This window comes from Flintibacter sp. SJQ-8, assembly GCF_054108085.1.
The window spans coordinates 269,519-295,428 of sequence record NZ_JBPJWR010000004.1 but is presented as its reverse complement, the minus strand read 5'-3'; the positions used below and the strand labels follow the sequence as shown (position 1 = coordinate 295,428).

Below are 25,910 nucleotides of genomic sequence, written 5' to 3'. Positions count from 1 at the left end.
TGAATGCTATGGAAAGTTTCATCGGCTGGATCGGCGGCAAGCGTATGCTCCGCAAGGCCATTTTAGAGCGGTTCCCCACCGATGAGGTAGGGCGCTATATAGAGGTATTCGGCGGCGCGGCTTGGGTGCTTTTCGCCAAGGAGAAGAAAGCAAACCAGCTGGAGGTCTACAACGACATCAACAGCAACCTGGTGAACCTCTTCCGCTGTGTGAAGTACCATTGCGGGGAACTGCAGCGCGAGATGGAGTGGATGCTTACCTCACGGGAGCAGTTCTTTGATTGCCTCGCGCAGGGACAGGGACGCGGCCTGACGGACATTCAGCGGGCGGCCCGCTTCTTCTATACGGTCAAGATCAGCTTCGGCTGTGACAACCGCACCTACGCCACCAGCTCCAAGCAGGTCGACAACGCCGTGGAGTACCTGGAGAAGGTGCGGGAACGGCTCCGGGGAGTGAACATCGAGAACAAGGACTTCGCTGACCTTATCAAGGTCTACGACAGGCCAACGGCTCTGTTCTACCTCGACCCGCCCTATGTGAATACCGAGAAGTATTATGACAGCCCTTTCAGCGCCCAGGATCACCACCGTTTAAGAGAGGTTTTAAGCCAAGTAAAAGGCCGTTTTATCCTCTCCTACAATGACCATCCTTTGATTCGAGAGCTGTATGCAGATTACCGTATCGAGGGCATCACTCGAACCACGACTCTGGCTGGGAAGGGAAATAACCAGACCCAGTATGCGGAGTTGATTATCCGTAACTTCTAACAAAGTTCGTTAAATTATCACGCTTCGAGTGATTTCATCACAAACCGCCCTAAAACACCCCTTTTCTCTGGTAATATATCCCTAAAGGGGCATTTGTGATGATAAAGAATCACCTATCTCGAATCCTCGGAGAGCGCAGATGGACACGCGCAAAACTTGCCCGGCTGACCGGCATTCGCCCTTCTACCATCGGTGACCTATACAACGAGATGGCAGACCGAGTGTCTTTCGATCAGCTGGACAGGATTTGCGAGGTCTTGGACTGCAGTATTTCTGACCTGCTGGAATACATACCGAACCAGCAGCGCAGGACTGGTAAAGACCTGATCCTGGAGGAACACGGAAACCGCAAGAGAAAACAGCCTTAAATCTGAGCAAAGAAACGGCGCTTAAGAGGTTACTTAAAACCCTTTTAAGCGCCGTTTCTTTTTTGCAGATTGTATGAAAATTTTTCGCAGCTTGTTTGCAAAGCAACACCGATTCCTACAAGTAAAACAAATAAAAAAACACAGGGCCAGGTCTGAACTGCACCCCATTTGTTAGACAGTATGGTATACTATCTAACAAGTGGGGTGTTTTGCTATGCCAAAAGGAGTACCAAACAAACGATATACGCCGGAATTCAAAAAACTGGTGATTGAAACCATGCAGAAAGAGAAATTGAGTTACAGCGAAACCTGCCGTAGATTTGAGGTAAACAGTAGAGATCGAATCAAATCATGGGAGCGAATCTACCTGGAAGAAGGGCCGGAAGGGTTAGCCATCGAACGGCGTGGCCGCAGCAGTAAGGGTCGTCCGCCAAAGCAGCTGCCGAAGCAGGTGGAAGAAGATCTGCTGGCCGAAGTGCAGCGACTGCGTGCGGAGAACGATTACCTAAAAAACTTGCAAGCCTTGGTTTTGGAAGACGAGCGACGCCAGCGCAGAAAACGCTGGTAGTTCAGAAGCTAAGGCAAAAACACGCACTCAGTATTCTGCTCTCAATCGCTCAGCTGCCCCGTGCAACTTTCTACTATCATTTGAAGCAGATGCAGAGAGAAGACAAATATGCATCTGTTAAGGAAGAAATCGCAGCAATTTACCACGAAAACAGGGGCCGGTACGGCTATCGCCGGATCACGGCAGAACTTCGCAAGCGTAAATTCTCTGTGAACCACAAGACTGTCCAGCGGCTCATGAAGAAGCTGGGCTTAGTTTGTCGTGTCAGGATGAAAAAATATCGTTCCTACAAGGGAGAAGTAGGCAAAATTGCACCAAATTTGCTAAATCGGGATTTTCATGTCGAAAAGCCGAATCAGAAATGGGTCACGGATGTGACGGAGTTCAGCCTGTTTGGAGAGAAGCTCTATCTGTCCCCGATTCTCGATCTGTGCAGCAGCGATCTGGTCAGTTACACCATATCGGATCGTCCTGTACTCAGCATGGTAACCACCATGCTGGACGAGGCGTTTGCAAAGATCCCGGCCGGAACAAACCTGATTCTCCATTCTGACCAGGGCTGGCAGTACCAACACAAACAATACCAACAGATGCTCCGGGAGAAAGGTGTTCGCCAGAGCATGAGCCGGAAAGGAAACTGTCTGGACAACGCCGTGATAGAGAATTTCTTCGGCTTACTCAAAAGTGAACTGCTGTATTTGCAGGAGTTCCGCTCCATGGAACACTTCAAACTGGAACTGATCGAATATCTGGATTACTACAACAACCGCCGCATCAAGGCAAAGCTAAAGGGCTTGCCGCCTGCAATTCACAGACAGCAAGCCCTTTCGGCTGCTTGAACAATTTTTACTTCAAAATATTGTCTAACTTTTGGGGGTCACTTCAGTCGGCCCTGTGTTTTTTTAAAGATTCCCATCCCGGTTAAACCTGCGGTAAAAGTCCTTTGTCAGGTCGATGAACGCCCGGGCGGCGGGGGAGAGGAAACCGTTTTTCTTGTACACCACCGCCGTGGGGCAGGTGAGGGGCGGCTCCCCGATGGTGAAGCAGGCCAGCCGGTCCAGATAGGGGGTGCGGGAGATGCCGCTCTCCTGCAGAAAGGCAAAGCCCATGTTCCCCGCCGCCAGGTTGATGGCGGTGGTGTTGTTGGTGGTGACCAGGATGTTTTGCGGCTCTACATTCAGCACGGAGAAGGTGTTGTACAGCAGCTTGGCCAGCCGCCAGTCAGAGGGGAGCATGACGATCCGCTCGTGCTCCAGCTGCCGCAGCTGGGTGAAGTGGAGGGGGCGGTCATAGGGGCTGTCCAGCCCCTGCAGCAGGGGGTGGTCCTTGTGGCCGATGAGGAAGACCCGCTCCCGCATGATCAGCTCATAGGACAGCTCGGTCAGGTCGGTGGGGATGTGCATGACGCAGAAGTCGATGACGCTGTCCTCCGCCAGCTTGGTCAGCTCGGGCACGGCGGCCTCGTGAAGGACCACCTGCACGTCGGGGTACTGGGGGGTGAACAGGGGCAGGATGTCGGGCAGCAGCATGGCCCCACGCCAGGGGGACACGCCGATGTGCAGCACCGGGCGGTTCCGGTCCTGGATGTCCCGCAGGTCGCTGAGCAGCTGCCGGTCCAGATAGCTCTGCCGCTCCAGATAGGCATAGAACACCTCTCCCGCCGAGGTGAGAGTGAGGGGGGTGTGGGACCGGTCCATCAGGGCCACCCCCAGGGTGTGCTCCAGCTTGGCCAGATACTGGCTGAGATAGGGCTGGGAGAGATACATCTGCTCGGCGGCCTTAGAGATGCTGCGCTCCTTGGCGATGGTGAGAAAATATTCAGGATTCTTGACGAACATAAGCGCCCCTCCCAAAGTTCGGGCCAGATCGGCCAGTGAGGCTATCATATCACAGATCGGGATGGGAGAAAAGATAAAAAAGCCGCTGACCGCGTGTATGCGCACGGTCAGCGGCCCGTCCCTCGGGGATGCCTGTCCCGAAAGACTTTCTGGTGGTCAGAGAAATCTTGAATAAAAGGGGTAGGAAGAAAGCAGGGAGGTGTGAGGAGGGGGGAGTTAGCTTTCTCTAACCAAGCATAGGTTAGCATAAACTAACCGACATGTCAACAGGAAATTTTCAAATTTGAAAATTTTTTTGTGGGGAGACGGATTGCCACGTCAGGGCTGCGCCCTTCCTCGCAATGACAGGGTACAGAGGGCCTGTACTCGACACAGAAGACTGTATTTTTGTCATTGCGAGGAGCGAAGCGACGTGGCAATCCGTTTCACTTGGTCATCTCTTGTTTTCTCTGTACCAGATGCTCCATCATGTTCCGGTCAAAGGTGAGGCAGGCGCCCATGGGGTCGATGACGAAGCCGGCGGCCCGGTTGTCCCGGAGGACCATGCCGGCGTAGTGGTCAAAGGTGAGGGCTACCGTCTGCTGATTTTTGGGGCCGCACAGCTTGCGCAGCTCCTCCCAGCCGGTGAAGGCGGGGAAGAAGGGCTGTCCCTCCTGATTGGTCAGCAGCTGAAAGCGCAGGGCGGCCTCCTTCCCCTCTGTCTCGGGGACGATGTCCGCCGGGGCCAGGAACTGGGCCTGAGAGATGACCATGTCCAGCACGGCCTCGCGGCTCTCCCGGCTGTTCTCCGTCTGCATCCGGGCGATGGCCTGGAGCAGGGGGGCGTTGTCCAGGATCTGTTCATTGGATTCCATATAGCAAAGACCTCCTAAACAAAAGCGCATTCCCGCCCCCGCAGGGGGCGGGGATCAAATATTTTATATATTTTAGGCTCTGTCACAACAAATGGTTGATTTTGACGAGAAATAGCGTATAATAATAGTAAGAAACAGTACCACCGAAGGAGGTAATTGGATATGCCTACTATCAAAGACGCATTAGATATTATCGGTAAGTTGACTGTCGCAGAGCAGGAAAGCCTTAAAACAATGCTTTTAAGTCCTGCCTTTGTAAAGTCTTTGAATATTGAAGATTTCGTAGCAAAGGAACGCTTTGCAAATGGTCGTGTATGCCCTCTTTGTGGCTGTATCCATGTGGTTCGCAATGGTCATCGTAAAGATGGCACACAGCGATATGTATGTAAGGATTGTGGCAAGTCCTTCGTGATTGCTACGAACTCCATTGTGTCTGGTACAAGAAAAGACTTGTCCGTGTGGGAGCAGTACATTGATTGTATGATGAATGGCTTATCCATTCGTAAGACTGCTGTTGCTTGTGGGATTCACAGAAACACCGCATTCCTTTGGAGACACAAGATTTTGGATGCACTTCAGAATATGGCAGACGATGTTACCCTTGACGGCATTATTGAGGCTGACGAAACTTTTTTCGCCATCTCGTACAAGGGCAATCATAGCAAGAGTAAGACATTTGCTATGCCACGCAAGGCTCATAAGCGTGGTCATTCTACACATATCAGAGGCTTGTCCCAAGAAAAGGTATGTGTTCCTTGTGCGGTTAATAGGAATGGCTTGTCTATCTCCAAGATTACGAATACTGGTAGAGTTTCTACAAGAGATTTACATCATATTTATGATGGTAGGATTAAGACCAATTCCACTCTTGTTACGGACAAGATGAACTCCTATGTGAGATTTACAAATGCCAATGGCATTGACCTTGTGCAGTTAAAGACTGGCAAAGCCAAGAAAGGCATTTATAATATCCAACATATCAATAGCTACCATAGCCAGCTAAAGAGGTTTATGCGTGGCTTTAACGGTGTTTCTACCAAGTATCTGAACAACTATCTTGTGTGGAATAACCTTGTAAATTACGCCAAAGAAAGCGACATGGAGAAAAGGAACATCTTCTTAACTTTCGTTTTGGCAACATTGAAAACTGCTAAATGCAGAGATTTATCAAACAGACCAGCAGTTCCTCTGGTCGCCTAATTAGAATTTGTGGAGATGATAAGATGGTCAATATAACAGATGTAAAACAGATTCTTCAATTTGCAATAGATGCGGAGATTAAAGTCTTTCTTGATGGTGGCTGGGGTGTAGATGCTCTTCTTGGATATCAGTCAAGAGCCCATAATGATATTGACATTTTTGTAGAAAAGAACGATTATCAGAACTTTATAGAAATAATGAAAGCTAATGGCTTTTATGAGATTAAGATGGAATATACAACATTGAACCATACTGTATGGGAAGATTTGAAAAACAGAATTATTGATTTGCATTGTTTTGAATATACGGACGAAGGTGAAATTCTTTATGATGGGGATTGTTTTCCGGTAGAAACTTTTTCGGGTAAAGGAAGAATTGAGGAAATAGAGGTTTCCTGTATTGAACCATATAGTCAAGTAATGTTCCATCTGGGATACGAGTTTGATGAAAATGATGCACATGATGTGAAGTTATTGTGTGAGACACTTCATATCGAAATTCCAAATGAGTATAGATAACTGCAAATAACAGTTTGTAGGGGAGTTCTGATACTCCCCTATAAAAATGGCTATTTATCAACTGTTTGTTGTGACATAGCCATATTTTACCCCATCAGCCCCCCACTGGCAAGGCTTTGTCCATTTATCCAGTGGACAGCGGGGGCGGGCTGTGGTAAGATACCCCTTGACGAGTTTCCACATCTCGTCCAAGCACAGCCCGCTGCCCCAAATGCGTGGAACGCCCGGCCACGGGGGGAGGAAAAGCTGTGTTCGTTCGGGGGACCGAAAAAATTTCAGTCTCGCCGTTCTCTAAAGAAGAAAATGGAGGTTTTTTTATGTCTAAATTCTCTGTTCGCGATCTCACCCTGGCGGCCATGCTGGCCGCGGTGTATGCTGTGCTCACCATGGCCTTGCCCATCCCCCAGTATGGCGGGGTGCAGATCCGCTTTGCCGAGGCGCTGACCGTGCTGCCCTTCCTGTTCCCCGCCGCCACGCCGGGGCTGTTCGTGGGCTGCCTCATCGCCAACCTGCTCTCCCCCTATGGCCTGCTGGACGTGGTGGCCGGTTCCGCCGCCACCCTCATCGCCTGCCTGTGGACCCAGAGCCTGCGCAATCGCTGGCTGGCTCCCCTGCCCCCGGTGGTGTGCAACGCCGTCATCGTGGGGGCGGTGATCGCCTTTGCCGAGGGGGGCACCGGTGGGGCCTTTTGGACGGCCTATGCCTTTAACGCCTTCACCGTGGGCCTGGGCGAGCTGATCGCCAGCGCCGTGCTGGGCCAGCTGCTGCTGGGCGTGCTGCCCCGGGTGAGCTTTTTCCGGGAGATGATCCCCGCCGACAAACTGGACCGGCTGGGGTTAAAGACCCGCGTGAGCGGTCAGGGCTGACCGCTGCTGCCGGGCGAGGGGGCGGCCGGACAAGTGGAGTCTGGCCGCCCCCCTTTTCTTTCTGGGTCACGTTCATAGTTTGGTCATAAATTGTTTACACTTACACCGGGATTTTGTCCCGGTCTTTTGCTACTATATCCATTAACCGGTTAACGATTTTCTGATCGCGTATCCACAGGTTTTCGCTCCCCCCAGGGGAGCGGGAAACCAAAAGAAATGAACGACACACCCAGAGAGGATGATCTTCAAGATGCAAGAGATCAAAAAGCCATCGAAAAAACCCCTGGTATACTACTATCTGCTCACCCTGGCCATTCTGCTGCTGCTCAACGCGACGCTGTTCCCCTCTATGAACAAGAGCCGCATTGAAAACGTGACCTATGACGTGTTCATGTCCATGACGGACGAGAAGCAGATCGACCAGGTGGAGATCCGGGATGACCAGATCCTGTTCACCGACAAGGACGGCAAGATCTATGAGACCGTGGCCACCGAGGACGCCGGGCGCACCCAGCGCCTTTACGACTCCGGGGCCAAGTTCCAGCAGATCGACACCCAGCCCTCCGCCATGACCAGCCTGCTGGTGAACTGGGTGCTGCCCCTGGTGCCCTTTATGCTCATCGGCTACTTTATCAACCGCCGGATGCAGAAGGCCGTGGGCGGCAAAGACGGCATGATGTTCGGCATGGGCGGCGGCTCCGGGGCGAAAGTATATGTGCCCTCCTCCACCGGCATCCGCTTTGCCGACGTGGCCGGGGAGGACGAGGCCAAGGAGCTGCTGGGGGAGATCGTGGACTTCCTCCACGACCCGGAGAAATACCGGGAAATTGGAGCCAAGCTGCCCAAGGGCGCCCTACTGGTGGGCCCTCCGGGCACCGGCAAAACACTGCTGGCCAAGGCCGTGGCCGGTGAGGCAAACGTCCCCTTCTTCTCCATCGCCGGGTCGGAATTTGTAGAGATGTTCGTGGGCCGGGGGGCGGCCAAGGTCCGGGACCTGTTCAAGCAGGCCAACGAGAAGGCCCCCTGCATCATTTTCATCGACGAGATCGATACCATCGGCAAAAAGCGTGACGGCCAGTTCTCCGGCGGCAACGACGAGCGGGAGCAGACCCTGAACCAGCTGCTCACCGAGATGGACGGATTTGACGGCAGCAAGGGCGTGGTGGTCCTGGCGGCCACCAACCGGCCCGACTCCCTGGACCCCGCCCTGCTGCGCCCGGGCCGCTTTGACCGGCGCATCCCTGTTGAACTGCCCGATTTACAGGGCCGCATCGACATCTTAAAGGTCCACGCCAAGAAGATCCGTCTGGCCGACGGGGTGGACTTTGCCCCTATCGCCAGAATGGCCTCCGGCGCGTCCGGCGCGGAGCTGGCCAACATCGTCAACGAGGCCGCCCTGCGGGCCGTGCGGGACGGGCGTGGCTTTGCCACCCAGGAGGACCTTCAGGAGAGCGTGGAGGTGGTCATCGCCGGGTACCAAAAGAAGAGCCGGGTGCTGTCTGACCAGGAGAAGAAGATCGTGGCCTATCACGAGACGGGCCACGCCTTAGTCGCCGCCATGCAGACCCACTCCGCCCCCGTGCAGAAGATCACCATCATCCCCCGCACCTCCGGGGCCCTGGGCTATACCCTCCAGGTGGACAACGGGGACCACTTCCTCATGTCCAAGGAGGAGCTGCTGAACAAGGTCTGCACCTACACCGGCGGACGGGCGGCGGAGGAGCTGGTTTTCGGCTCCATCACCACCGGGGCCTCCAACGACATTGAACAGGCGACAAAATTGGTGCGCTCCATGATCGCCCGCTTCGGCATGAGCCGGGAATTCGGTTTTGCCGCCTTCGAGACCATGAGCAACCAATACCTGGGCGGGGACGCCTCTCTGGCCTGCTCCCCGGAGACCCAGGCCCGCATGGACCGCCTGGTTACCGAGACCATCCAGAAGGAGTATGACAAGGCCATGACCATCCTCCGGGACAACCGGGACAGCCTGGACAAGCTGGCCAACTTCCTGTATGAGAAGGAGACCATCACCGGGGAGGAGTTCATGGACATGCTCCGTACCGACGGAAAAGTGTGATCGGCCCGTCTTGACAAAGCCCCACCGGGGGCGTATGATAAACACTGCAAGCAGGGGAGCCCGGGCTGTCGGGCTGAGAGGGAGCAAGTGCGCTCCGACCCTTTCACCTGATGCGGGTCATGCCGCCGGAGGGACGTTTGCCGGTCATAGAGAGCTTTGACGGGGGCGGTCCTTTGGGGCCGCCCCCGTTTTCGGTGTATCCACTTTTTTCAGGGGGGATGTGGAAAAAAACCAGGCGTCCCGGCCCAGGGCCGGGAGCGGACCGAGGGGGAGCGCCCTGGGTCCGGGCCAGATCGCAGCGATGGGAAGCCGTGTTCCGGCGTGAGAGGAGACCAGCAAGTCTCGACCGAACCGAAAAAGCCACGTGCTTTTTCGGCCCTGTTCACCGGCGAAAAGCCGAGAGAGAGGGAAACGCTGCGGGCCTTTTGCGCGGTTTTTCCCCGTTTGAAAAAGGAGTTTTACACCATGAATCAGTCCAATGTGAAAAAGCTGGCGGTGGCCGGGCTGCTGTGCGCCCTGGCCGTGGTGGGCAGCATGTTCATCGTCTTCCCCGTCTTTGGCAGCAAGTGCGCCCCGGTGCAGCACATGGTCAACATCCTGTGCGCCGTGTTCCTGGGCCCTTGGTACGGGGTGGGTGTGGCCTTTGGGGCCAGCCTCATCCGCAACCTGCTGGGCGTGGGCAGCCTGATGGCCTTCCCGGGCAGCATGTGCGGGGCCCTGCTGTGCGGTCTGGTCTTCTGGAAGACCAAGAACCTGGCCGCCACGCTGGTGGGCGAGGTGTTCGGCACCGGCATCATCGGCGGTCTGGCCGCCTATCCCGTGGCTGTGCTGTTTATGAACGTCAGCGCCGCCGCTGTGGCCTTCTATGCCTATATCATCCCCTTCCTCATCTCCACTGTGGCCGGTTCTATTCTGGCCGGTATCTTAGTGGCCGCCCTGAAGCGCACCGGCGCTTTGAAGACCATGGGCGCGGCCCTGGAGCAGTAAGACAAGATCATTATAAGAAAACTGCGGCGCAGCCCATCTGTAAAAGGGCTGCGCCGCAGTTTTATCTGATCGTTTTTTTAAGGCTTTGTGCCGGGGACGAAGTGCCGGGCGGGCAGCACGTCGGCCAGGGCCACCAGGGGAACGGACAGGCCGCCGTCCCGCTGCAAGCGCGGGGTGCGCACCGTCACCCGGGTGGGCATAGGCCCGGTGGGCAGGGCTAAAATCGCCGCCGGGACGCCAGCTTCGGAGGAATTTACCATCAGGCTGCCCCCGTGGAGCCGGGCAATGATCCCGGCCAGGGGCATCCCCAATCCGGCCCCCGAGCCGGGGCGGGGGACGCCATAGTCGCTCTCACGCCCCAGCAGAGCGTCCAGCTGCTGGGGGGGTGGGGCCGACCCCGGGGCCACGGTGACCACGGCTCGGGTGCCCAGCCGCCGCAGGGACAGGGTCAATGGCCCCCGGCCTGTCCACCGGGCTCCGTTGGCGATCAGCTCCAGCAGCACGTGCTCCAGCAGCCCTGAGTCCCCGGGGATGAGCAGGGAGGACAGGGCGCTGTGATAGGTCAGGACGACGCCCTCCGCCCCCAAAAGACCGGCGCAGCCGTCCACCACCTTGCGGCACAGGGCGGCCAGGTCCATGGCCGCGGGGTGAAAGTCCCGCGTCCCGGGCTGGCCCAGCTGGCGGAGCAGGTCCAGGTTGTCCGTCAGGCGGAAGAGCTGATAATAGCTCTTCCAGAACATCCCCTGAGAGGCCGGGGGGATATCCGCCGCCGCCAGCTGCATCTGGGCCAGATAGGTGCGCATCTGGCGCAGGGCCCCGTCCAGCTGGGGGTCGGTCAGCGCCGGTTGGGGCGCGGGGATCAGCACGGCCAGCCGCCCCCACTTCGTCTCGGTCAGCTGGACCCGCCAGGCCGCGCCGCCCAGGGTGACCAGACCGCCGCCCTCCCCGGAGAGGGCCAGCAGCTCCGGGGGTATCGGCTCCCCCGGCTCCAGCTGAGGCAGCCGCCGCCGGACCGCCCCGTTGACGGCCACGATCCGGTCCTGCCACAGCAGCAGCGCCGCCGCCGGGAATGCGTTCAAAAAGCTCTCGCGCAGCTCTTGCACGTCGGACATGGTGACTCCTCCAAACCTGTGATCGGCTCATTTCTCTCTGGCTGCCTGTGTCGGTGGGCCGTCTTTGTGCAGTTTACGTTCACAGTGATTATACCAAAGTTTACCACACCCGGCGAGAACAAAAGTGAAAAACCGTAAATTTTGTCGAACAGCCGGTTTACTCCGCTTTTAAGCCCCCGGAGCTGCCGCCTTTTTAGTATAAGGCCGGGCTTACCCACGGTATGGCTAATTTTAATAAAAAATCTTTTGGATTTATAGGAAAAAAACCACTACCAAAATTCTTGCAACGGGGGTATAATAGGGACAGTTCCAAGCAACAAGCATTCAAAATTCCAAAGCGTGAATATGAATCAAAAAGGAGTCATTCAACATGAGCATTAAAGTTGGCATCAATGGCTTTGGCCGCATCGGCCGCATGGTGTTCCGCGCCAGCCTGAACCACCCCGAGATCGAGATCGTGGGCATCAACGATCTGTGCCCCGCCGACTACCTGGCTTACATGCTGAAGTATGATACCATGCATGGCAAGTGCGAGGCGGAGATCGGCCACACCGAGAACGCCATCATCGTCAACGGCAAGGAGATCCCTGTCTCCGCCGAGCGCAACCCCGCCGACCTGCCCTGGGCTAAGCTGGGTGCTGAGTATGTGGTGGAGTCCACCGGCCTGTTCCTGACCAAGGAGAAGGCTCAGGGCCACCTGGCTGCCGGCGCCAAGAAGGTCGTCATGTCCGCCCCCTCCAAGGACGACACCCCCATGTTCGTCTGCGGCGTGAACCTGGACAAGTACACCACCGACATGAACTTCGTGTCCAACGCCTCCTGCACCACCAACTGCCTGGCCCCCATCGCCAAGGTCCTGAACGACAACTGGGGCATCAAGGACGGCCTGATGACCACCGTTCACTCCGTCACCGCCACCCAGAAGACCGTTGACGGTCCCTCTCTGAAGGATTGGCGCGGCGGCCGCGCTGCCACCGGCAACATCATCCCCTCCTCCACCGGCGCCGCCAAGGCCGTGGGCAAGGTCATTCCTTCCCTGAACGGCAAGCTGACCGGTATGTCCATGCGTGTCCCCACCCTGGACGTGTCCGTGGTCGACCTGACCGTCAACCTGGAGAAGCCTGCCAAGTACGAGGAGATCTGCGCCGCCATGAAGAAGGCCTCTGAGGGCGAGCTGAAGGGCATCCTGGGCTATACCGACGAGGCCGTTGTCTCCAGCGACTTCCTGGGCGACACCCGCACCTCCATCTTCGACGCCGACGCCGGCATCGCCCTGACCGACACCTTCGTCAAGGTCGTGTCCTGGTACGACAACGAGATCGGCTATTCCAACAAGGTCCTGGAGCTCATCAAGCACATGTACTCCGTCGACCACAAGTAAGAATGCATCCAAAATTCCCGGTCAGGTTTCTGACCGGGAATTTTTTTGCGCTTTCTCAAAGAAAATCACAGAAGCTGTTACCTGAATTCTGGTGGAAAGAGTTGAATTTTCCAGTTTTGAATAGTACAATAGAAAAAAGTTGAATTCTTGTGTGGATTCAAAACAGAGAGAGGGATGACGTTATGAGAAAACGGATACTGAGCGTTTTGCTCTGCCTTGTCATGCTGACCAGCCTCTTCCCGGCGACTGCCCTTGCGGCGGGCGAAGAGGCAGAGGGCCCGGCGGCGCAGGTGGGCGGCCAGACCTATTCCAGCCTAAAGGCCGCGATCACCGCCGCAGGAGAGGGCGGCACCATCACCCTGCTGCGGGACTATCGGCAGCAGGGCGACGAGGATGCGGTCCTCCTTGATCTGACCGACAAAACGCTGGACTTAAACGGCTTTACCTATCACTTCGGGTATGCCTGTCACTTTACCGGCAGCAACGGCACGATCAAAAACGGCGCGATGACCATAGACGACAACAGCAACGACACCTGGGCACTGGCCGTCAACGGGCCCTATGCAGATCATTTTACCATCGATGGCGTCACGCTGAACAAGGGCGTTCTGATCCAGCACGGGACGGACGTTCAGCTGAATGATCTGACGGTGACGACGCCGGAGCGTAATGATGCGGCGGCGGTCCAGATCAATGGCGGGTGCTCTGCCACCATCACCGGCGGCAGCTATACCGCCACCGGCTACGCCGCGTCCGCCGTACACAACAATGGCGGCACGCTGACCATCAACGGCGGCAAGTTTTTCGCCAGCGGCTCTGACGCAAGGACCCTGTGGAACGGTCTGGAGCAGAATACGGACAACCGGGTCACGATAAGCACCACCACCATCAACGACGGGATCTTTACAAAGGAGAACGGGTGGCTGCTTTACAACTGGTCCAAGCTGACCGTCAACGGCGGCACGTTTACCGCTGAAAACGGCTTTTTGAATGATTACCTCAGCACCGCGGAGACGACGGTGAACGATGGACACTTCGGGGGGTAATTTCTTCCAGCGGCGTTGGCCGCCTGAATATTTACGGCGGCTGTTATGAGATCGAGCCCTATCCGTCTAGGTCGGTCTCTGATGATGCCCCCCATGGATACACGGTGATCCTCAGCGACGTACCCGGCTATCCCTATCAGGTGGTGAAGAAGACCAACGATGTGTACGCCTGCGCCTACCCGGACAGCTTGCCCGATGTCCCGAAGGACCATCCGATGTATTACGCTCCGACGACTTGCCAGGTGGATGTGCTGGAAGCGGCGGTGAGAGAGGCTGCGCAGGAGCTGGACGAGGAAACTATTTATGAACTGAAAATGCGGGCATCGGAGTCTGGCGGCACAAAGTTTGACGTACTGCCGGGGTATATTTACCTGTATGTGGTCGCAGATATGCACTTTGTGCCGGGTGACCTGGAGAAAGACCATCTCTCCATGGAACTGACCCCGGTATACAGCATCTGGGCATCTACGGAGTCTGACTATGGGTGCTATGATTTCGACGAGGACGAGAATGGCGACCCTTACAGATCTGACTGCTACAAGGTCCAGGCCGCCCAGGAATTGCAGATCGATAAGCCGGTAACAGTCCAACTCAGAACTTTGCCGGACAACTTTGTAAACGCTCTGCTTGATTCGGGAAAAGTTTATATCGAGCATCTGAAGGGCGAACAGAAGTATATCTATGACTGCAAGCTGATCGAGCTCAATAGCGAGCCGACTCCCACGGCGCTGTATGACGCGGCGGATAAAAATTCGGATGGTTCCGAAGCTGGAAACGGGTCTGCGTACAACTACCAATACTATCTGGAGTTTACCACCCAACACGGGTTCTCCCCCTTTGCGGTCACCACGGAGCTTCCTGTGGCGACCATCACCGGCCAGGACGGCGTGACCACCGGCTATGACAGCCTTCAGGCTGCGGCGGACGCGGCCAAGAGCGGCGACAAGATCGTCCTCCACAGCGGCGGGCAGCACGCGCTGCAATTTTCCGCCACCAAGGCGATCGAGATCATCAACCAGACCGGCAGGGAAGTGACGGTCACGTTCAACGGCGAGGATAAGACCCTGGCGAATGAGAAGTCGGAGTCGTTCTCCTACACAAAGCCGGAGCCGACCCCGGAACCTACGCCCACCCCCAGCACCAGCCATGGCGGCGGCGGGTCCAGCCGGAACAACAGCTACGCCGTGTCCACCCCCAAGGTTGACAACGGCACTGTGACTATCAACAACGGCAGCACCGCCAAGAAGGGCGACACCGTGACCATCACCGTGAAGCCTGACGCCGGTTACGAGATCGACAAGGTGACTGTGACCGACAGCAAGGGTAACACGATCAACGTGACCGACAAGGGCGACGGCAAGTTCAGCTTTGTGATGCCCGACAGCAAGGTTGACGTGAAGGCGACCTTTGTGAAGAGCGAAGTCAAGCCTGACCAGCCCAGCAAGACCGGTTTTGTGGATGTGCCCGAAAACAGTTGGTACGCCGATGCGGCGGACTTTGTGGCCCAGCGGGGCCTGATGTCCGGCGTGGGCGAGAACCTGTTTGGCGGAAATCAGAACACCACCCGTGCCATGCTCATGACCATCCTGGCCCGCATGGACGGCCAGAACGTGACCGGCGGCGCGACCTGGTACGAGAAGGCCATGAATTGGGCCAAGCAGACCGGCGTGTCCGACGGCACCATGCCCGAGGTCAACATCACCCGGGAGCAGCTGGCGACGATGCTCTATAGCTACGCCAAGCTGAAGGGCCTGGATACTACCCAGGGCGGCATGGCCGTGCGGGAGTTCAACGACTACGACAGCATTTCCAGCTGGGCGGGCCAGTCCATGACCTGGGCCGTGAACGCTGGCATCCTGTCTGGTCGCGGGAACAACACTCTGGCTCCCACCGCGGGCGCCACCCGTGCCGAAATGGCCGTGATGCTTCGGCAGTTTGTGGGGCTGATGGAGAAGTAAGAGAACAGCAAAAACCCTCGGCGGCCCAAAAGCCGCCGAGGGTTTTGAACTTGTTTATGGCTCCTCACCCTGGTCGGCGTTTTTCAGGCTGCGCAGGTGGAGATAGACGGTGTTTTTGGACACGCCCAGCTCCTGGGCGACCTTGGGCACGGCGTTTTTCATCTTGAAGATGCCCTGTTCGTGGACCAGGCGGATGATCTCCTTGTTCCGGTTCACAGAGGAGATGCGGGGGTCGGCGAACACGGTGGCCTTGGCCTGGTCCAGGGCGGCGTGGATGAAGTGGTCCACGTTGTCGCTGAAGGTCTCGCTGCGCTGGGGCAGGGGGGAGGGGGACCCGGCGGGGAAGAAGCCGGACAGGAAGGTGGCCATGGGGATGTCCGTGTGGAAGTTGATGCACAGCATGGCGATCATTCGTCCGTTGTCCCCCAGAATGGGAATAGTGGTGGACTTGAGCAGGGTGCCGTTTTGATAGTTGAAGTACACCTGGGGCTCGGGCTTCTGCTTTTGCTCCAGGTCCCGCAGCAGGTTCAGCCCAAAGTCGGTGATGGGGGCGCCGGGCTTGCGGTTGGAGTAGTGCCCGTTGATGATCTTCACCACGGAGTGGCTCAGGTCCTCCAGACTGTGGAGGACGAATTCATAGCCCTCCCCCAGGTACAGCGCCAGACCGTCCATGGCCGCGGCGCAGGATTCCAAAATTTTTCGTTCACTGGAGCTGAACGTAAGATGATCTGCCACAAAGCATGACCCCTTTTAAGTGAAATAAATATGGTCTAGTTCATTTTCTAAAGTAAAATTGCTTCCGGTTCTTTCTGATGTTTGGATCAGAAACAGGATGAAAAAAGAAAATGAATAGATTTGTAATTATTATAACAGAATATCCCGAAAAAAACAAGGGAGCCCCTTGTTAAAAAGTGATGAAGATTAGTTGGAACAGAAAATACAACGGATAAAGAAAAAACTATTGACTAAAATTAACTATCTCATTATACTAAGCGTGGCAGATAGCCGTCTCCCCTTTGGCGGAGGCGATGACAAATAGGAGGAACGTAACATGGAAAAAGTATACACCAAAAATGCGCCGGAGGCCATCGGCCCCTATTCCCAGGCCGTGAAGGCGGGCGGACTGCTGTTCACCTCCGGGCAGATCCCGCTGATCCCCGAGACGGGGGAGCTGGCCCAGGGGGACATCGCCGCTCAGGCCGAGCAGTCCTGCAAGAACGTGGCCGCCATTCTGGAGGCGGCGGGCTGCAAGCTCACCGACGTGGTAAAGACCACCTGCTTTCTGGCGGACATGGCCGACTTCCCCCGCTTTAACGAGGTGTACGGCAAGTATTTCACCGAAAAGCCCGCCCGCTCCTGCGTGGCCGTGAAGACCCTGCCAAAGAACGTCCTGTGCGAGGTGGAGGCCATCGCAGAGGTCAAGTAAGTGCGAAAAAACAGCCCTGTGCCGCGGCACGGGGCTGTTTTTTGCGGTCGGGGTCACTCCTGGCCGTCCGGCGCAAAGGGCGTTACGTCCTGCACCGCCTGGGCGGGGAGGATGGGGGCGTCATCGTGGTCGATGTCGACAAGGGTATAGCGGTCGTGGCCCATGCCAAGCTCCTTCATATAGCTCAGCTGGCGCAGTCCGTGGCGGGTCTCCATCCGCTCCACCAGGTCGTGGCCGTCCTCCGGCTTGAGGGCATAGATCAGGTCCACCGACGCCTGGTCGGCGGCCAGGATGTCCAGGGAGGCCACGATGCCGATGTTGGGGGTGACCACGGGCATGGCCGCCGTGCCCTCACAGTCGCAGGAGACGGACATGTTCCGCAGCACGTTGATATAGCAGATGTGCTGGCCGAAGTGGTCGAACACGGACTTGGTGGACTCGCTGATCCGCTCCATCAGCTCCTCTTCGGCGATGCTCCACATGTTGGGGTCGCCGGGGACGGAGTGGATCATGCCCTTGCCCACCCGGCCGTCGGCGCAGCCGATGCCGATGTTTTTGTTGGAGCCGCCGAAGCCGCCCATGGTGTGGCCCTTGAAGTGGGTCAGGGCCAGGAAAGAGTCGTAGTCGGCCAGGTGGCTGCCCACGGACATCTCGTCAAACCACTTGCCCCCCTGGATGGGGAACATGGCGGTGCCCTCCTCATCCAGAATGTCCACGGGGCAGAAGGTCCAGCCGTTGACTTCCAGCGTCTTGCGGTGCTTTTCGGTGGTGTAGCGGTCCCCGTCGTAATAGGTGTTGGTCTCTACGATGGTTCCGCCGGGCAGCTCCTGCTCCATCAGGGCCTTCACCCAGGAGCGGGGGATGATGTTGGGGCCGTGCTGCTCGCCGGTGTGGACCTTTACGGCCACTTTTCCGGTGAGGGCGCCGCTGACACGGCGGAAGATGGAAACTAAGCCCTGGGCGGACAGATCCCGGGTGAAATAGACCACGGACTTGTCCCCCGTGCGCTGGTCAAGGGGGATGTAGTGGTCGCCGTTGCTGCCGGGGACGGGAGAAGTGTGAGCCATAAAAAAGACCTCCTAACAGAAAATCAGGATCAATAAAACGTAACTTACAGGGCGGGCGCGGTCTCGAAAAACACCACCGTGTCCCGGCCAGAGCGCTTGGCCTGATACAGCTTGTGGTCCGCCGCCCGGTACAGGTCGGACAGGTCCGCCGCCTGGCCCCGGTACTCCAGACCGCAGCTGAAGGTGAAATTGGTCTGCTTCTCCCGCTGGGAGAAGGACAGAAAGTCCTGCCGGACCTGCTCCAGCAGTTCCATGGCCCGCTGCTGGGAACAGTCGGAGAGGACCAGCATGAACTCCTCCCCGCCAAAGCGCACGGCGATGCCGTGGCCCGCCACACAGCGGGACAGGATGCGGGCGAACTCCACCAGCACCTGGTCCCCAAAGGCGTGGCCGTATTTGTCGTTGATCTGCTTGAACCAGTCCAGGTCCAGCAGGGCCAGATAGAAGGGCGCTTTCTCTTTCAGCAGGCCCTCCAGATAGCGGCCCAGATAGCGGCGGTTATACAGCTGGGTCAGGGGGTCGTGGTCGGCGGCGTGCTCTAACTGGGCGCTGAGCTGGGTGAGCCGGGCGGCCTGGCGCTCCTGCTGCACGTTCAGCAGCACGGTGATGGCAAACAGGCAGAAGGCCACGATGGTGAAGGTACACAGGGCGGAGCTGAAGGCGGCGTCCGCCGTCACCGGCTCCAGCTGGGCGGGGAAGAGATGGGCCATGGACATGACGAACAGGTCCCAGGCAAAGGCCAGGGTAGCCAGCAGTGCGGCCTGCTGGTGGGGGATGAAGATGGCCAGCCCCACGATGCCCAGGATCAGATAGGGCGTGGTGGGCGCGCCATAGATATAGTACAGGGCGGGGAACTCCACAAACACCAGCACGAACAGCAGGGCATAACAGGCCGGCTGGCACCGCCGGGTCACGCAGCCGAAGGCGCTGAGGGCGAACACGGCCAGCATACAGCAGAAGCAGAACAGAGTGGGCAGGGACAGGCCATGGATGGCTGCGTTGGCGAGCACGCCCGCCAGGTTGCCCGCGCAGCTGCCCAGGCATAGCACGTAAAACCGCCGCAGAGGGGCGGGGATAGACGGATCAAAAAAGAGATGCACCGGGGGTGACAGTCCTTTCCGATGAAGATCAAGAAAACTGAAATTGTTTTCCTCGCAGAGACAGTTTACCACAATCAGGGGAAAAAGCAAAGCAAAAAAGCGGGACCCGAGGCCGGGTCCCACTGGTGAAACTATGGAGGATATGGGTGTGTGTCACGCTGTCTCGCCGGAGGCGGGGGCGGCGGGGAGCTGGCGGCTCCGCCAGCCCAGGCTATAGCCCAGGGAGAAGAGCAGCAGCAGGGCCAGGGCGCTCATAGGCGTGCCCAGGGCGATGAGGGGGCCGGAGGAGATGGTGTTGTTCCGCTCGATCAAAGGCACGACCAACCGGACGACCCCGGGGACCAGGCCGAAGAGATATTGGGCGAAGACGGACAGGGCCAGACTGCGGCGCTCGTCGGGGATCAGGGCAAACTGCCACACGGCGCAGGCGGCCACCAGCAGCACCGACCAGTGGGCCACGATGGCAGAGCGCAGCCACCCGCGGCCTGCCGCCCCGCAGCGCCACCCCGCCCGGAGCCACAGGGCGACCATCAGCCAGGGCAGGGCGGTGAAAAACAGCGTCCCCAGCAGGGGGAAGGCGGCGGTGCGGATGTAGAAAAATCCCATCACCAGGGGGAGAAAGCCCATCAGGGGGAACAACGGCGACTTCTTCATGGGGACCTCCTTTTCAGCGTCTCTATATAAATTTATGTCAACCGTTTCCGGCGGGGACAAGGGGCAGGTCGCAGGGGCCGGCGGTGACTTCCAGGCGGGCGCAGGACACATCCCCAGCCCCGTCGGCAATGGGGAGCATCCGCAGGGAGGTACGCGGCTCACTGGGCGGGGCCGCCGCCACGGCGGAGACAAAGGCAAACAGGCACAGGGCCCAGGCCAGCAGGGTTACAATATGCTTGCGCGTCACTTGAAACCACCTCTCAAAATTTTTCTAACGCCCCGAAAGGGCCTCTTTACTATAGTAGACGAAAAACGGGCGGTTTTTGTTGCAGGGTTTTGAAAAAAATTTTTAGGGGTCTGTATCCAGCCGCTCCAGTCCGTCAGCCAGGGCCAGAGCCTGGTCCAAGTCCATGCAGCCGCCCAGGGTGAACTGGATGTTCTGCCGGGTGTCGATCCAGGTGAGGATGTCAAAGGCCTCCGGGTCGGCGTCCTGGAAGAAGTAGCCCTCCATGCCGTTTACCCGGGTCTTGATGACCTCCCCCTCCTCCATGTCGATGAAGGTGCCGCCGCCCTGCTGCATATAGCTGTAGTCCAGATAGAGATAATCGCCGTCGGCGCTCTCATAGTCCGCCGCCACCAAGGCGGGACCCAGGCGCTGCCAGTCGGTCTGGACATAGCCCTCGGGCAGGTCGCCCAGCACGTAGCAGGGCAGCTCGTCCCCCACATCCGGCCCGCTGTAGACAAAGCTGGCGCGGTTCTGGTTCCACTCCACCGCCAGCCGGACGATGTCTGCCCGGGCGGTGGGGCTGGCGGCCAGGCCCAGTCCGGCGACCAACAGGAGGGCGGCGGCGGTTTGGGCATACTTCTTCCAGGCGGGGCGCTGCTTTTTCTTGGCCCAGGCCCAGGGGTCCCGCTTCATGGCGGTTATCTGCCGCTGATACCGGGGGGAGGGCTGAAAGGCGGGGGCCTCCCCGTTGTCGGCTTCGGAGGGCTGCTCCGATTTCTGCTCCACGCCGTCCATGAGCACGTGGCGCATGAGCCGGTCCAGTTCCTGATCTGTCATGGGTGTATCCCCTCCTCCTCGGCTAATTTTTTCAGCAGCTCCCGGCCCCGGGCGATGCGGGTGTTCACCGCCGTCTGGGTCAGAGAGAGCCGCTGGGCGATCTCCTTGTTGCTATAGCCCAGCAGAAAGCGCATCTCCAGGGCCGCCCGATAGGTCTGGGGCAGCCGGGCGAACAGGTCCACCAGGGCGCGATAGCTGACCGCCCCCTCCGGGCCGGGCTGGTTTTCTATCTGGGCCCAGTCCTCCAGGGGCAGGACCTTGTGCCGCCGCCGCAGGATGGAAATGGCCTCGTTCTTTACTATACAGACGCACCAGAAGGGCAGTCTGTCACAGGGGATCTCATAAATTTTTTCAAAATGCTTGGCCATCTGGCATAGGGCGTTCTGCATGGCGTCCTCCGCGTCCTGCTGGTCCCGGAGAATGGACATGGCGGCGCGCTCCATGGCAGCGTGATTTTCCTCATACAGAGCCAAAAACTGCGCCCGGTCCGCCTCGCAGACCAGGGCGGATAGCATCAGGGGGAGCATGGCCCCTCACCCCGCTTTCTTTGGAGTCTCTTTTCACCATCATATCATATTTTTGGCGTTTCACAATAGAAAACAGAAAATCCGCCGAGGCACAAGTACCTCGGCGGACCATGGGATATATGCTGTTGTGGTTGTCGGTTATGCCTTGTTCTGGGCCTCCACCAGGCGGACGCCGCAGTATTTCTGGCGCAGCTTGGGCTTTTCGATCTTGCCGGTGGGGTTGCGGGGGACGTCGGCAAAGATGATCTTCCGGGGGCGCTTATACCGGGGCAGGTCCATGCAGAACTGGTTGATCTCCTCCTCAGTGCAGGTCTCGCCCTCCTTCACCTGGATGATGGCGGCGGCGATCTCGCCCAGACGGGGGTCGGGCAGACCGATGACGGCCACGTCGTGGACCTTGGGGCAGGCGGCCAGGAAGTCTTCGATCTGCACGGGGTACAGGTTCTCGCCGCCGGAGATGATGACGTCCTTCTTCCGGTCCACCAGGAAATAGAAGCCGTCCTCGTCCTGGCGGGCCATGTCGCCGGTGTGGAGCCAGCCGTCGATGAGCACCTCGGCGGTGGCCTTGGGGTCGTGGTAATAGCACTCCATCACGCCGGGGCCCTTTACGCACAGCTCACCCACGTCGCCCTGCTTCACGGGCTGGTTCTGCTCGTCCACGATCTTCACCTTCCAGCCGTAGCCGGGGACGCCGATGGCGCCCACCTTGTGGATGTTGTCGGTGCCCAGGTGGACGCAGCCCGGGCCGGTGGACTCGGACAGACCATAGTTGGTGTCGTACTTGTGGTGGGGGAAATAGCGCATCCAGTGCTTGATGAGGGAGGGGGGCACGGGCTGGGCGCCGATGTGCATCAGCCGCCACTGGGACAGCTGATAGTCCTCCAGCTTCAGCTCGCCCCGGTCCAGGGCGGCCAGAATATCCTGACACCAGGGCACCAGAAGCCACACGATGGTGCAGTGCTCCTGGGACACGGCCTGGAAGATGGCCTTGGGGCTGTTGCCCTTGAGCAGCACGGCCTTGCTGCCGGTGAACAGCGAGCCGAACCAGTGCATCTTGGCCCCCGTGTGATACAGGGGCGGGATGCACAGGAACACGTCGTCGTGGGTGGTGTCGTGGTGGATGGCCTCCATGCGGGCGGACTGGAGCAGGGCCCGGTGCTTGAGCAGGATGGCCTTGGGGAAGCCGGTGGTGCCGGAGGAGTAGTAGATGGCGGCCTCGTCCTCGTCGTCGATGAGAATTTTAGGGGCCACGCTGGAGCAGTTGGCGGTGGCCCGGTGATAGTCCTCGGCAAAGGAGGGGCAGGTCTCGCCCACGAACAGAAGCAGCATCTGCTTGGACAGCTTGGGGGCGATGGTCTCCATGCGGCCGATAAACTCCGGCCCGAAGAACAGCACGTCCACGTCGGCCAGCTTCAGGCAGTAGTCGATCTCGTCGGAGGTATAGCGGAAGTTCAGGGGCACGGCGATGGCCCCGGCCTTTAAAATGCCGAAATAGATGGGCAGCCACTCCAGGCAGTTCATCAGCAGGATGGCCACCTTCTGGCCCTTGCGGATGCCCCGGCTGAGGAGCATGTTGGCCACCCGGTTGGCCTTTTCGTCAAAGACGGACCAGGTGATCTCCCGGCGGTAGGGGGCGGTGGAGGTGGGCTGGATCAGGGCATACTCCTTCCAGGTCACCCGCTGCTCCTCCTGTACCTCGGGGTTGATCTCCACCAGGGCGATCTCGTCGCCATATAGCTTGCTGTTGCGCTCTAACAGATCGGTGATAGGCATCTTACGTCGATCCTTTCTTATAAGGAGCGGGAGCGCTCCTGAAACTTCATTGGTTTTAAACTTTAAACCATTGAAGTATGATAGCCCATCTTCCCGGAAATGTCAAGGGCGTTTTGGAAAATAGCGAAGAAAGAGCAGAAAAAGCCGCCGCCCCGGTAGGAGGGCGGCGGCTGAAAACGGCCCCGGGGGAGAGAGACCCGGGGCCTCTGGACGCAGATAAAAGGGCGCTCAGGCGTGGGACTTCAGGCGCTTCATCTCGGGATACCACTCCTTAAAGGCGAAGATCAGCGAGAAGAACAGGGAGAAGGGGGCCATGCGGATGCAGTTCCAAAATTCGTGTTTTGCAGCCAGATATTCTTTGCTTTCCATGTCAAATTACCTCCCGAACAACACACAGGTGGGTTTGTTTTCCACGCACCCTATTATAGAAAACATTTGATAAAACGGGTGTTAAGAAAAAACGGGAGGGTGTTTCGGTTTTGTAAAAGAGAACAGGTGCCAGAAAAAGCAAAAGCGTTCCACGGATAAGTCGTGGAACGCTTTGATACTCAGTGCTTCCGATGCTCCTCCAGCATCTCCAGCAGCAGGCGCTCGTTTTCACCTGCGGCGCGGGTCATGGCGGCGGATTTCTCCTTCAGGCGGGAGAGCACGGCGGGGTAGTCGGCCATGAGGGCGTCGGCCCGGCGGATGGCCTCCTGTGCGTCGAAGGAGTCCACACGCCCGGCAGCGGGCAGGTCCAGCTCCTTCAGATAGCTGTCCACCTTGGGGTCGTACACCAGACCCATGGAGGGTACGGCCATCCGGGCGGCGAAGATGAGGGTGTGCAGCCGCATGGCCAGACACAGCTTGGCTTTTCCCAGCACGGCCATCAGCTCCCGGGGGGTACAGGGGGTGTCCAGCAGACAGGAGGGCTCTGCCATAAAGGACTGCACCTGCTGGGCGGTGGCCCGGTCCCGGCTGGGCTGCATAAGCAGGAAGAGGACGGCCAGGCCATATTCCCGGTGGAGGTGGTCGCACAGCTGAGCAAGTTGGCGGCAGAAGTCCCCGGTGTCCGGCCAGTCCCGCACGGACACGGCCACAAAGGGCGTGCCGGGGGCCACGCCTGCCCCGGCCAGCAGCTCCTCACCCCGGGCTTCTGAGGCGGGGGACAGGTGGAACACCGGGTCGGCGGTGACGTGGAGGTCGGTGCGGGTGACGCCCATGTCCTGAAGCTCCCGGGCGGAGCTGTGGTCCCGCAGGGTGATCAGGGTGGCCTGGTCCACCACCCGCTTTACCCGGCGGCGGTTGGCCGGGCGGCGCACCGGGCCGATGCCGTTGGCATACAGCATCACCGGCTTGCCCAGCCAGTGGGCGCAGCGGATGACAGTGAGGTAATAGAGCAGAGAGCGGGTGGAGGTGGTGTCCTGGAGCAGGCTGCCTCCGCCGGAGAGCAGGGCGTCGCACCGGCGCAGGGCGGAGAAGACCTTTAACACCCGGAACCGGGGGATGGCCTCCAGACCATACTGCCGCCGGGTGAGCTCCGGGTCGTTGGACAGGGCAGTGACGGAGATATGGTCGCTGGCCTCGTGGATGGCCTGCTGAATGGCCTCCAGAATGGCGTCGTCCCCGGCGTTGGAAAAGCCATAGTAGCCGCTCATCACCACGTGGAAGGGGCGGCGTACCTGGTCGTAGACCGCCAGGCAGTCGTCGGCCATACGGTGGACGGAGTAGCGCTCCTGCACCACCCGGCGGCCATAGTCCCCCAGGTCTTTTGCCTGGTCGGGGGAGAGGGCCAGGGCCCGCAGCAGGTCGGCCTGGAGCTGCTCCGGGGTGGCCACAGGGTCGGTGCGGCAGCAGAAGTTGGTGTCCACTGCCTTGTCTAAAAGCTCTGGGCAAAACAGGCCGGTGTGCCCCTGGGCCCCGGAGAGGACCACTGGCTTGCAGGCGGCCATGGCCTCCAGCGCCGCCCGGGACACGCCCACGAACAGCTGACAGGCGGCCACCAGCTGGTTGACGTCGGTGCGGGGGCCGGTGAGGATGACGCAGGGCCGGCCCAATTTGCGGTTGACCTCCTCCGCCTGGGCTTTCAGGGGCTCGAAAGCTCCGCCGCCCCCCACGATGAGGATGTGCAGCCCGGGATAGTCCCGGCACAGGGCGGGGGCCAGCTCCACCAGCTGCCGGGCGGTGTACACCGTCTCCGGGTCCAGGCGGCTGACGTGGGCGATGACGGGGCCGTCTCCCAAGTCGAACTCCCGGCGGACGGCCTCCCCGGTGAGGGCGGGGGAGAATTTGTCCGTGTCGATGCCGTTGATGGTCAGGGTGATGTGCTCCTGGGGGACGTTATACTGACGGACCAGATAGTCCCGGATGTCCTCGGACACGGCCAGGGTGCGCTCCCCCCAGTTAGACAGCAGGCGCAGGGCCCCGCTGACCTGATACACCCCGTGGCAGGAGGTGACAAAGGCGAAGCCCATGGACTTTTGCAGCCGCCCGCACAGAAAGGCGGGGATGCGGGCGTGGGCGTGGACGATGTCGGGCTTCTCCCGGGCGATGACCTGGCGCAGGATGCGCTGGGCCTGGAGCATACTGCCCACAGACCGGCGGTTCAGGGGGGCGGCGTAGTGCCGGATGCCTGCGGCCTCGATCTCCGGGACGTACACGCCCCCGTTGGACACCACCGCCACCTGGTGGCCCCGGCTTTTCAGTTCCTTGGACAGCTCCACGATGTGGGTCTCTGCGCCGCCGATGTCCAGGCCCATGGTGGCCATGAGAATCTTCATA

The 25,910-nt window shown here is 58.8% G+C and carries 26 protein-coding genes and 1 riboswitch; of the genes, 13 read left to right on the top strand and 13 right to left on the bottom strand.

Features of this window, described 5'->3' with window-relative positions:
* Positions 1-8: 8 nt before the first annotated feature.
* From ACSAMP_RS02355 to ACSAMP_RS02340, 4 genes are all read left to right on the top strand, one after another.
* The gene (locus ACSAMP_RS02355) at positions 9-767 is read left to right on the top strand and encodes a DNA adenine methylase (protein ID WP_457799386.1); all 759 of its coding nucleotides are present in this window, start codon (positions 9-11) and stop codon (positions 765-767) included.
* Positions 768-865: 98 nt separating this feature from the next.
* Positions 866-1,135 (top strand): helix-turn-helix domain-containing protein, encoded by a 270-nt coding sequence (locus ACSAMP_RS02350; RefSeq protein ID WP_008982833.1) that lies wholly within the window; start codon positions 866-868, stop codon positions 1,133-1,135.
* A 214-nt stretch (positions 1,136-1,349) separates the two neighbouring features.
* Positions 1,350-1,703: a transposase gene (locus tag ACSAMP_RS02345; RefSeq protein WP_457799214.1), complete on the top strand. Its 354-nt coding sequence runs from the start codon at positions 1,350-1,352 to the stop codon at positions 1,701-1,703.
* The gene (locus ACSAMP_RS02340; protein WP_457799222.1) at positions 1,697-2,542 is read left to right on the top strand and encodes an IS3 family transposase; all 846 of its coding nucleotides are present in this window, start codon (positions 1,697-1,699) and stop codon (positions 2,540-2,542) included. The genes ACSAMP_RS02345 and ACSAMP_RS02340 overlap by 7 nt, the downstream gene beginning before the upstream one ends.
* Before the next feature lie 63 nt (positions 2,543-2,605).
* On the opposite strand, the gene ACSAMP_RS02335 is transcribed toward ACSAMP_RS02340, so the two are convergent.
* Both ACSAMP_RS02335 and ACSAMP_RS02330 read right to left on the bottom strand, forming a co-directional pair.
* Complete coding sequence (locus tag ACSAMP_RS02335) at positions 2,606-3,541, bottom strand: LysR family transcriptional regulator (protein ID WP_457799385.1); 936 nt, start codon at positions 3,539-3,541, stop codon at positions 2,606-2,608.
* 425 nt (positions 3,542-3,966) lie between these two features.
* Entirely contained in the window at positions 3,967-4,395 is a 429-nt protein-coding gene (locus ACSAMP_RS02330; RefSeq protein ID WP_457799384.1) for an SseB family protein, read from the bottom strand.
* Between the two features lie 162 nt (positions 4,396-4,557).
* On the opposite strand from ACSAMP_RS02330, the gene ACSAMP_RS02325 reads away from it, so the two are divergent.
* The 5 genes from ACSAMP_RS02325 to thiW all read left to right on the top strand — a co-directional run bounded on the left by ACSAMP_RS02325 (position 4,558) and on the right by thiW (position 10,043).
* Complete coding sequence (locus tag ACSAMP_RS02325) at positions 4,558-5,595, top strand: IS1595-like element ISSag10 family transposase (RefSeq protein ID WP_002837184.1); 1,038 nt, start codon at positions 4,558-4,560, stop codon at positions 5,593-5,595.
* 23 nt (positions 5,596-5,618) lie between these two features.
* Entirely contained in the window at positions 5,619-6,113 is a 495-nt protein-coding gene (gene lnu(C) / locus ACSAMP_RS02320) for a lincosamide nucleotidyltransferase Lnu(C) (protein ID WP_019543803.1), read from the top strand.
* Positions 6,114-6,430: 317 nt separating this feature from the next.
* The gene (locus ACSAMP_RS02315) at positions 6,431-6,979 is read left to right on the top strand and encodes a QueT transporter family protein (RefSeq protein WP_457799383.1); all 549 of its coding nucleotides are present in this window, start codon (positions 6,431-6,433) and stop codon (positions 6,977-6,979) included.
* A 250-nt stretch (positions 6,980-7,229) separates the two neighbouring features.
* Positions 7,230-9,056: an ATP-dependent zinc metalloprotease FtsH gene (gene ftsH, locus ACSAMP_RS02310; protein ID WP_457799382.1), complete on the top strand. Its 1,827-nt coding sequence runs from the start codon at positions 7,230-7,232 to the stop codon at positions 9,054-9,056.
* 42 nt (positions 9,057-9,098) lie between these two features.
* A riboswitch (TPP riboswitch) is annotated at positions 9,099-9,208 on the top strand.
* 313 nt (positions 9,209-9,521) lie between these two features.
* Positions 9,522-10,043, top strand: a complete 522-nt coding sequence (gene thiW / locus ACSAMP_RS02305; protein WP_441795077.1) for an energy coupling factor transporter S component ThiW — start codon at positions 9,522-9,524, stop codon at positions 10,041-10,043.
* Between the two features lie 77 nt (positions 10,044-10,120).
* Here thiW and ACSAMP_RS02300 read toward each other — a convergent pair whose 3' ends face one another.
* Positions 10,121-11,155 carry a sensor histidine kinase gene (locus tag ACSAMP_RS02300; RefSeq protein ID WP_457799381.1) on the bottom strand — a complete coding sequence of 345 codons (1,035 nt, stop codon included), beginning with the start codon at positions 11,153-11,155 and terminating at the stop codon, positions 10,121-10,123.
* A 370-nt stretch (positions 11,156-11,525) separates the two neighbouring features.
* On the opposite strand from ACSAMP_RS02300, the gene gap reads away from it, so the two are divergent.
* From gap to ACSAMP_RS02285, 3 genes are all read left to right on the top strand, one after another.
* Positions 11,526-12,536: a type I glyceraldehyde-3-phosphate dehydrogenase gene (gap, locus tag ACSAMP_RS02295; protein ID WP_441795079.1), complete on the top strand. Its 1,011-nt coding sequence runs from the start codon at positions 11,526-11,528 to the stop codon at positions 12,534-12,536.
* 182 nt (positions 12,537-12,718) lie between these two features.
* Complete coding sequence (locus tag ACSAMP_RS02290) at positions 12,719-13,582, top strand: hypothetical protein (protein ID WP_457799380.1); 864 nt, start codon at positions 12,719-12,721, stop codon at positions 13,580-13,582.
* Between the two features lie 104 nt (positions 13,583-13,686).
* Positions 13,687-15,540: an S-layer homology domain-containing protein gene (locus ACSAMP_RS02285; RefSeq protein WP_457799379.1), complete on the top strand. Its 1,854-nt coding sequence runs from the start codon at positions 13,687-13,689 to the stop codon at positions 15,538-15,540.
* A gap of 54 nt (positions 15,541-15,594) precedes the next feature.
* Here the strand turns inward: ACSAMP_RS02285 and ACSAMP_RS02280 are convergent, their stop codons facing one another.
* Entirely contained in the window at positions 15,595-16,275 is a 681-nt protein-coding gene (locus ACSAMP_RS02280; protein WP_457799378.1) for a helix-turn-helix transcriptional regulator, read from the bottom strand.
* A 316-nt stretch (positions 16,276-16,591) separates the two neighbouring features.
* Here ACSAMP_RS02280 and ACSAMP_RS02275 point away from each other — a divergent pair, with 316 nt between their 5' ends.
* The gene (locus tag ACSAMP_RS02275; protein ID WP_238044980.1) at positions 16,592-16,966 is read left to right on the top strand and encodes a RidA family protein; all 375 of its coding nucleotides are present in this window, start codon (positions 16,592-16,594) and stop codon (positions 16,964-16,966) included.
* Between the two features lie 53 nt (positions 16,967-17,019).
* On the opposite strand, the gene ACSAMP_RS02270 is transcribed toward ACSAMP_RS02275, so the two are convergent.
* The 9 genes from ACSAMP_RS02270 to csaB all read right to left on the bottom strand — a co-directional run bounded on the left by ACSAMP_RS02270 (position 17,020) and on the right by csaB (position 25,909).
* Positions 17,020-18,033, bottom strand: a complete 1,014-nt coding sequence (locus ACSAMP_RS02270) for a DUF362 domain-containing protein (RefSeq protein ID WP_457799377.1) — start codon at positions 18,031-18,033, stop codon at positions 17,020-17,022.
* 44 nt (positions 18,034-18,077) lie between these two features.
* Entirely contained in the window at positions 18,078-19,082 is a 1,005-nt protein-coding gene (locus tag ACSAMP_RS02265) for a GGDEF domain-containing protein (RefSeq protein WP_457799376.1), read from the bottom strand.
* A gap of 204 nt (positions 19,083-19,286) precedes the next feature.
* Positions 19,287-19,787: a hypothetical protein gene (locus ACSAMP_RS02260; RefSeq protein ID WP_457799375.1), complete on the bottom strand. Its 501-nt coding sequence runs from the start codon at positions 19,785-19,787 to the stop codon at positions 19,287-19,289.
* A 37-nt stretch (positions 19,788-19,824) separates the two neighbouring features.
* Positions 19,825-20,034 carry a hypothetical protein gene (locus tag ACSAMP_RS02255; RefSeq protein ID WP_457799374.1) on the bottom strand — a complete coding sequence of 70 codons (210 nt, stop codon included), beginning with the start codon at positions 20,032-20,034 and terminating at the stop codon, positions 19,825-19,827.
* A gap of 102 nt (positions 20,035-20,136) precedes the next feature.
* Positions 20,137-20,850, bottom strand: coding sequence for a DUF4367 domain-containing protein (locus ACSAMP_RS02250; RefSeq protein WP_457799373.1), 714 nt, complete (start codon positions 20,848-20,850; stop codon positions 20,137-20,139).
* The gene (locus ACSAMP_RS02245) at positions 20,847-21,377 is read right to left on the bottom strand and encodes an RNA polymerase sigma factor (protein WP_457799372.1); all 531 of its coding nucleotides are present in this window, start codon (positions 21,375-21,377) and stop codon (positions 20,847-20,849) included. Before ACSAMP_RS02245 ends, ACSAMP_RS02250 begins: the two co-directional genes overlap by 4 nt.
* A gap of 138 nt (positions 21,378-21,515) precedes the next feature.
* On the bottom strand, positions 21,516-23,150 hold the full coding sequence (locus ACSAMP_RS02240; RefSeq protein ID WP_457799371.1) for a class I adenylate-forming enzyme family protein: 1,635 nt from the start codon (positions 23,148-23,150) through the stop codon (positions 21,516-21,518).
* Between the two features lie 228 nt (positions 23,151-23,378).
* A complete protein-coding gene (locus ACSAMP_RS02235) occupies positions 23,379-23,519 on the bottom strand; it encodes a hypothetical protein (protein ID WP_441795091.1) in 141 nt (46 codons plus the stop codon).
* Positions 23,520-23,698: 179 nt separating this feature from the next.
* Positions 23,699-25,909: a polysaccharide pyruvyl transferase CsaB gene (csaB, locus tag ACSAMP_RS02230; protein WP_457799370.1), complete on the bottom strand. Its 2,211-nt coding sequence runs from the start codon at positions 25,907-25,909 to the stop codon at positions 23,699-23,701.
* Position 25,910: the final 1 nt, after the last annotated feature.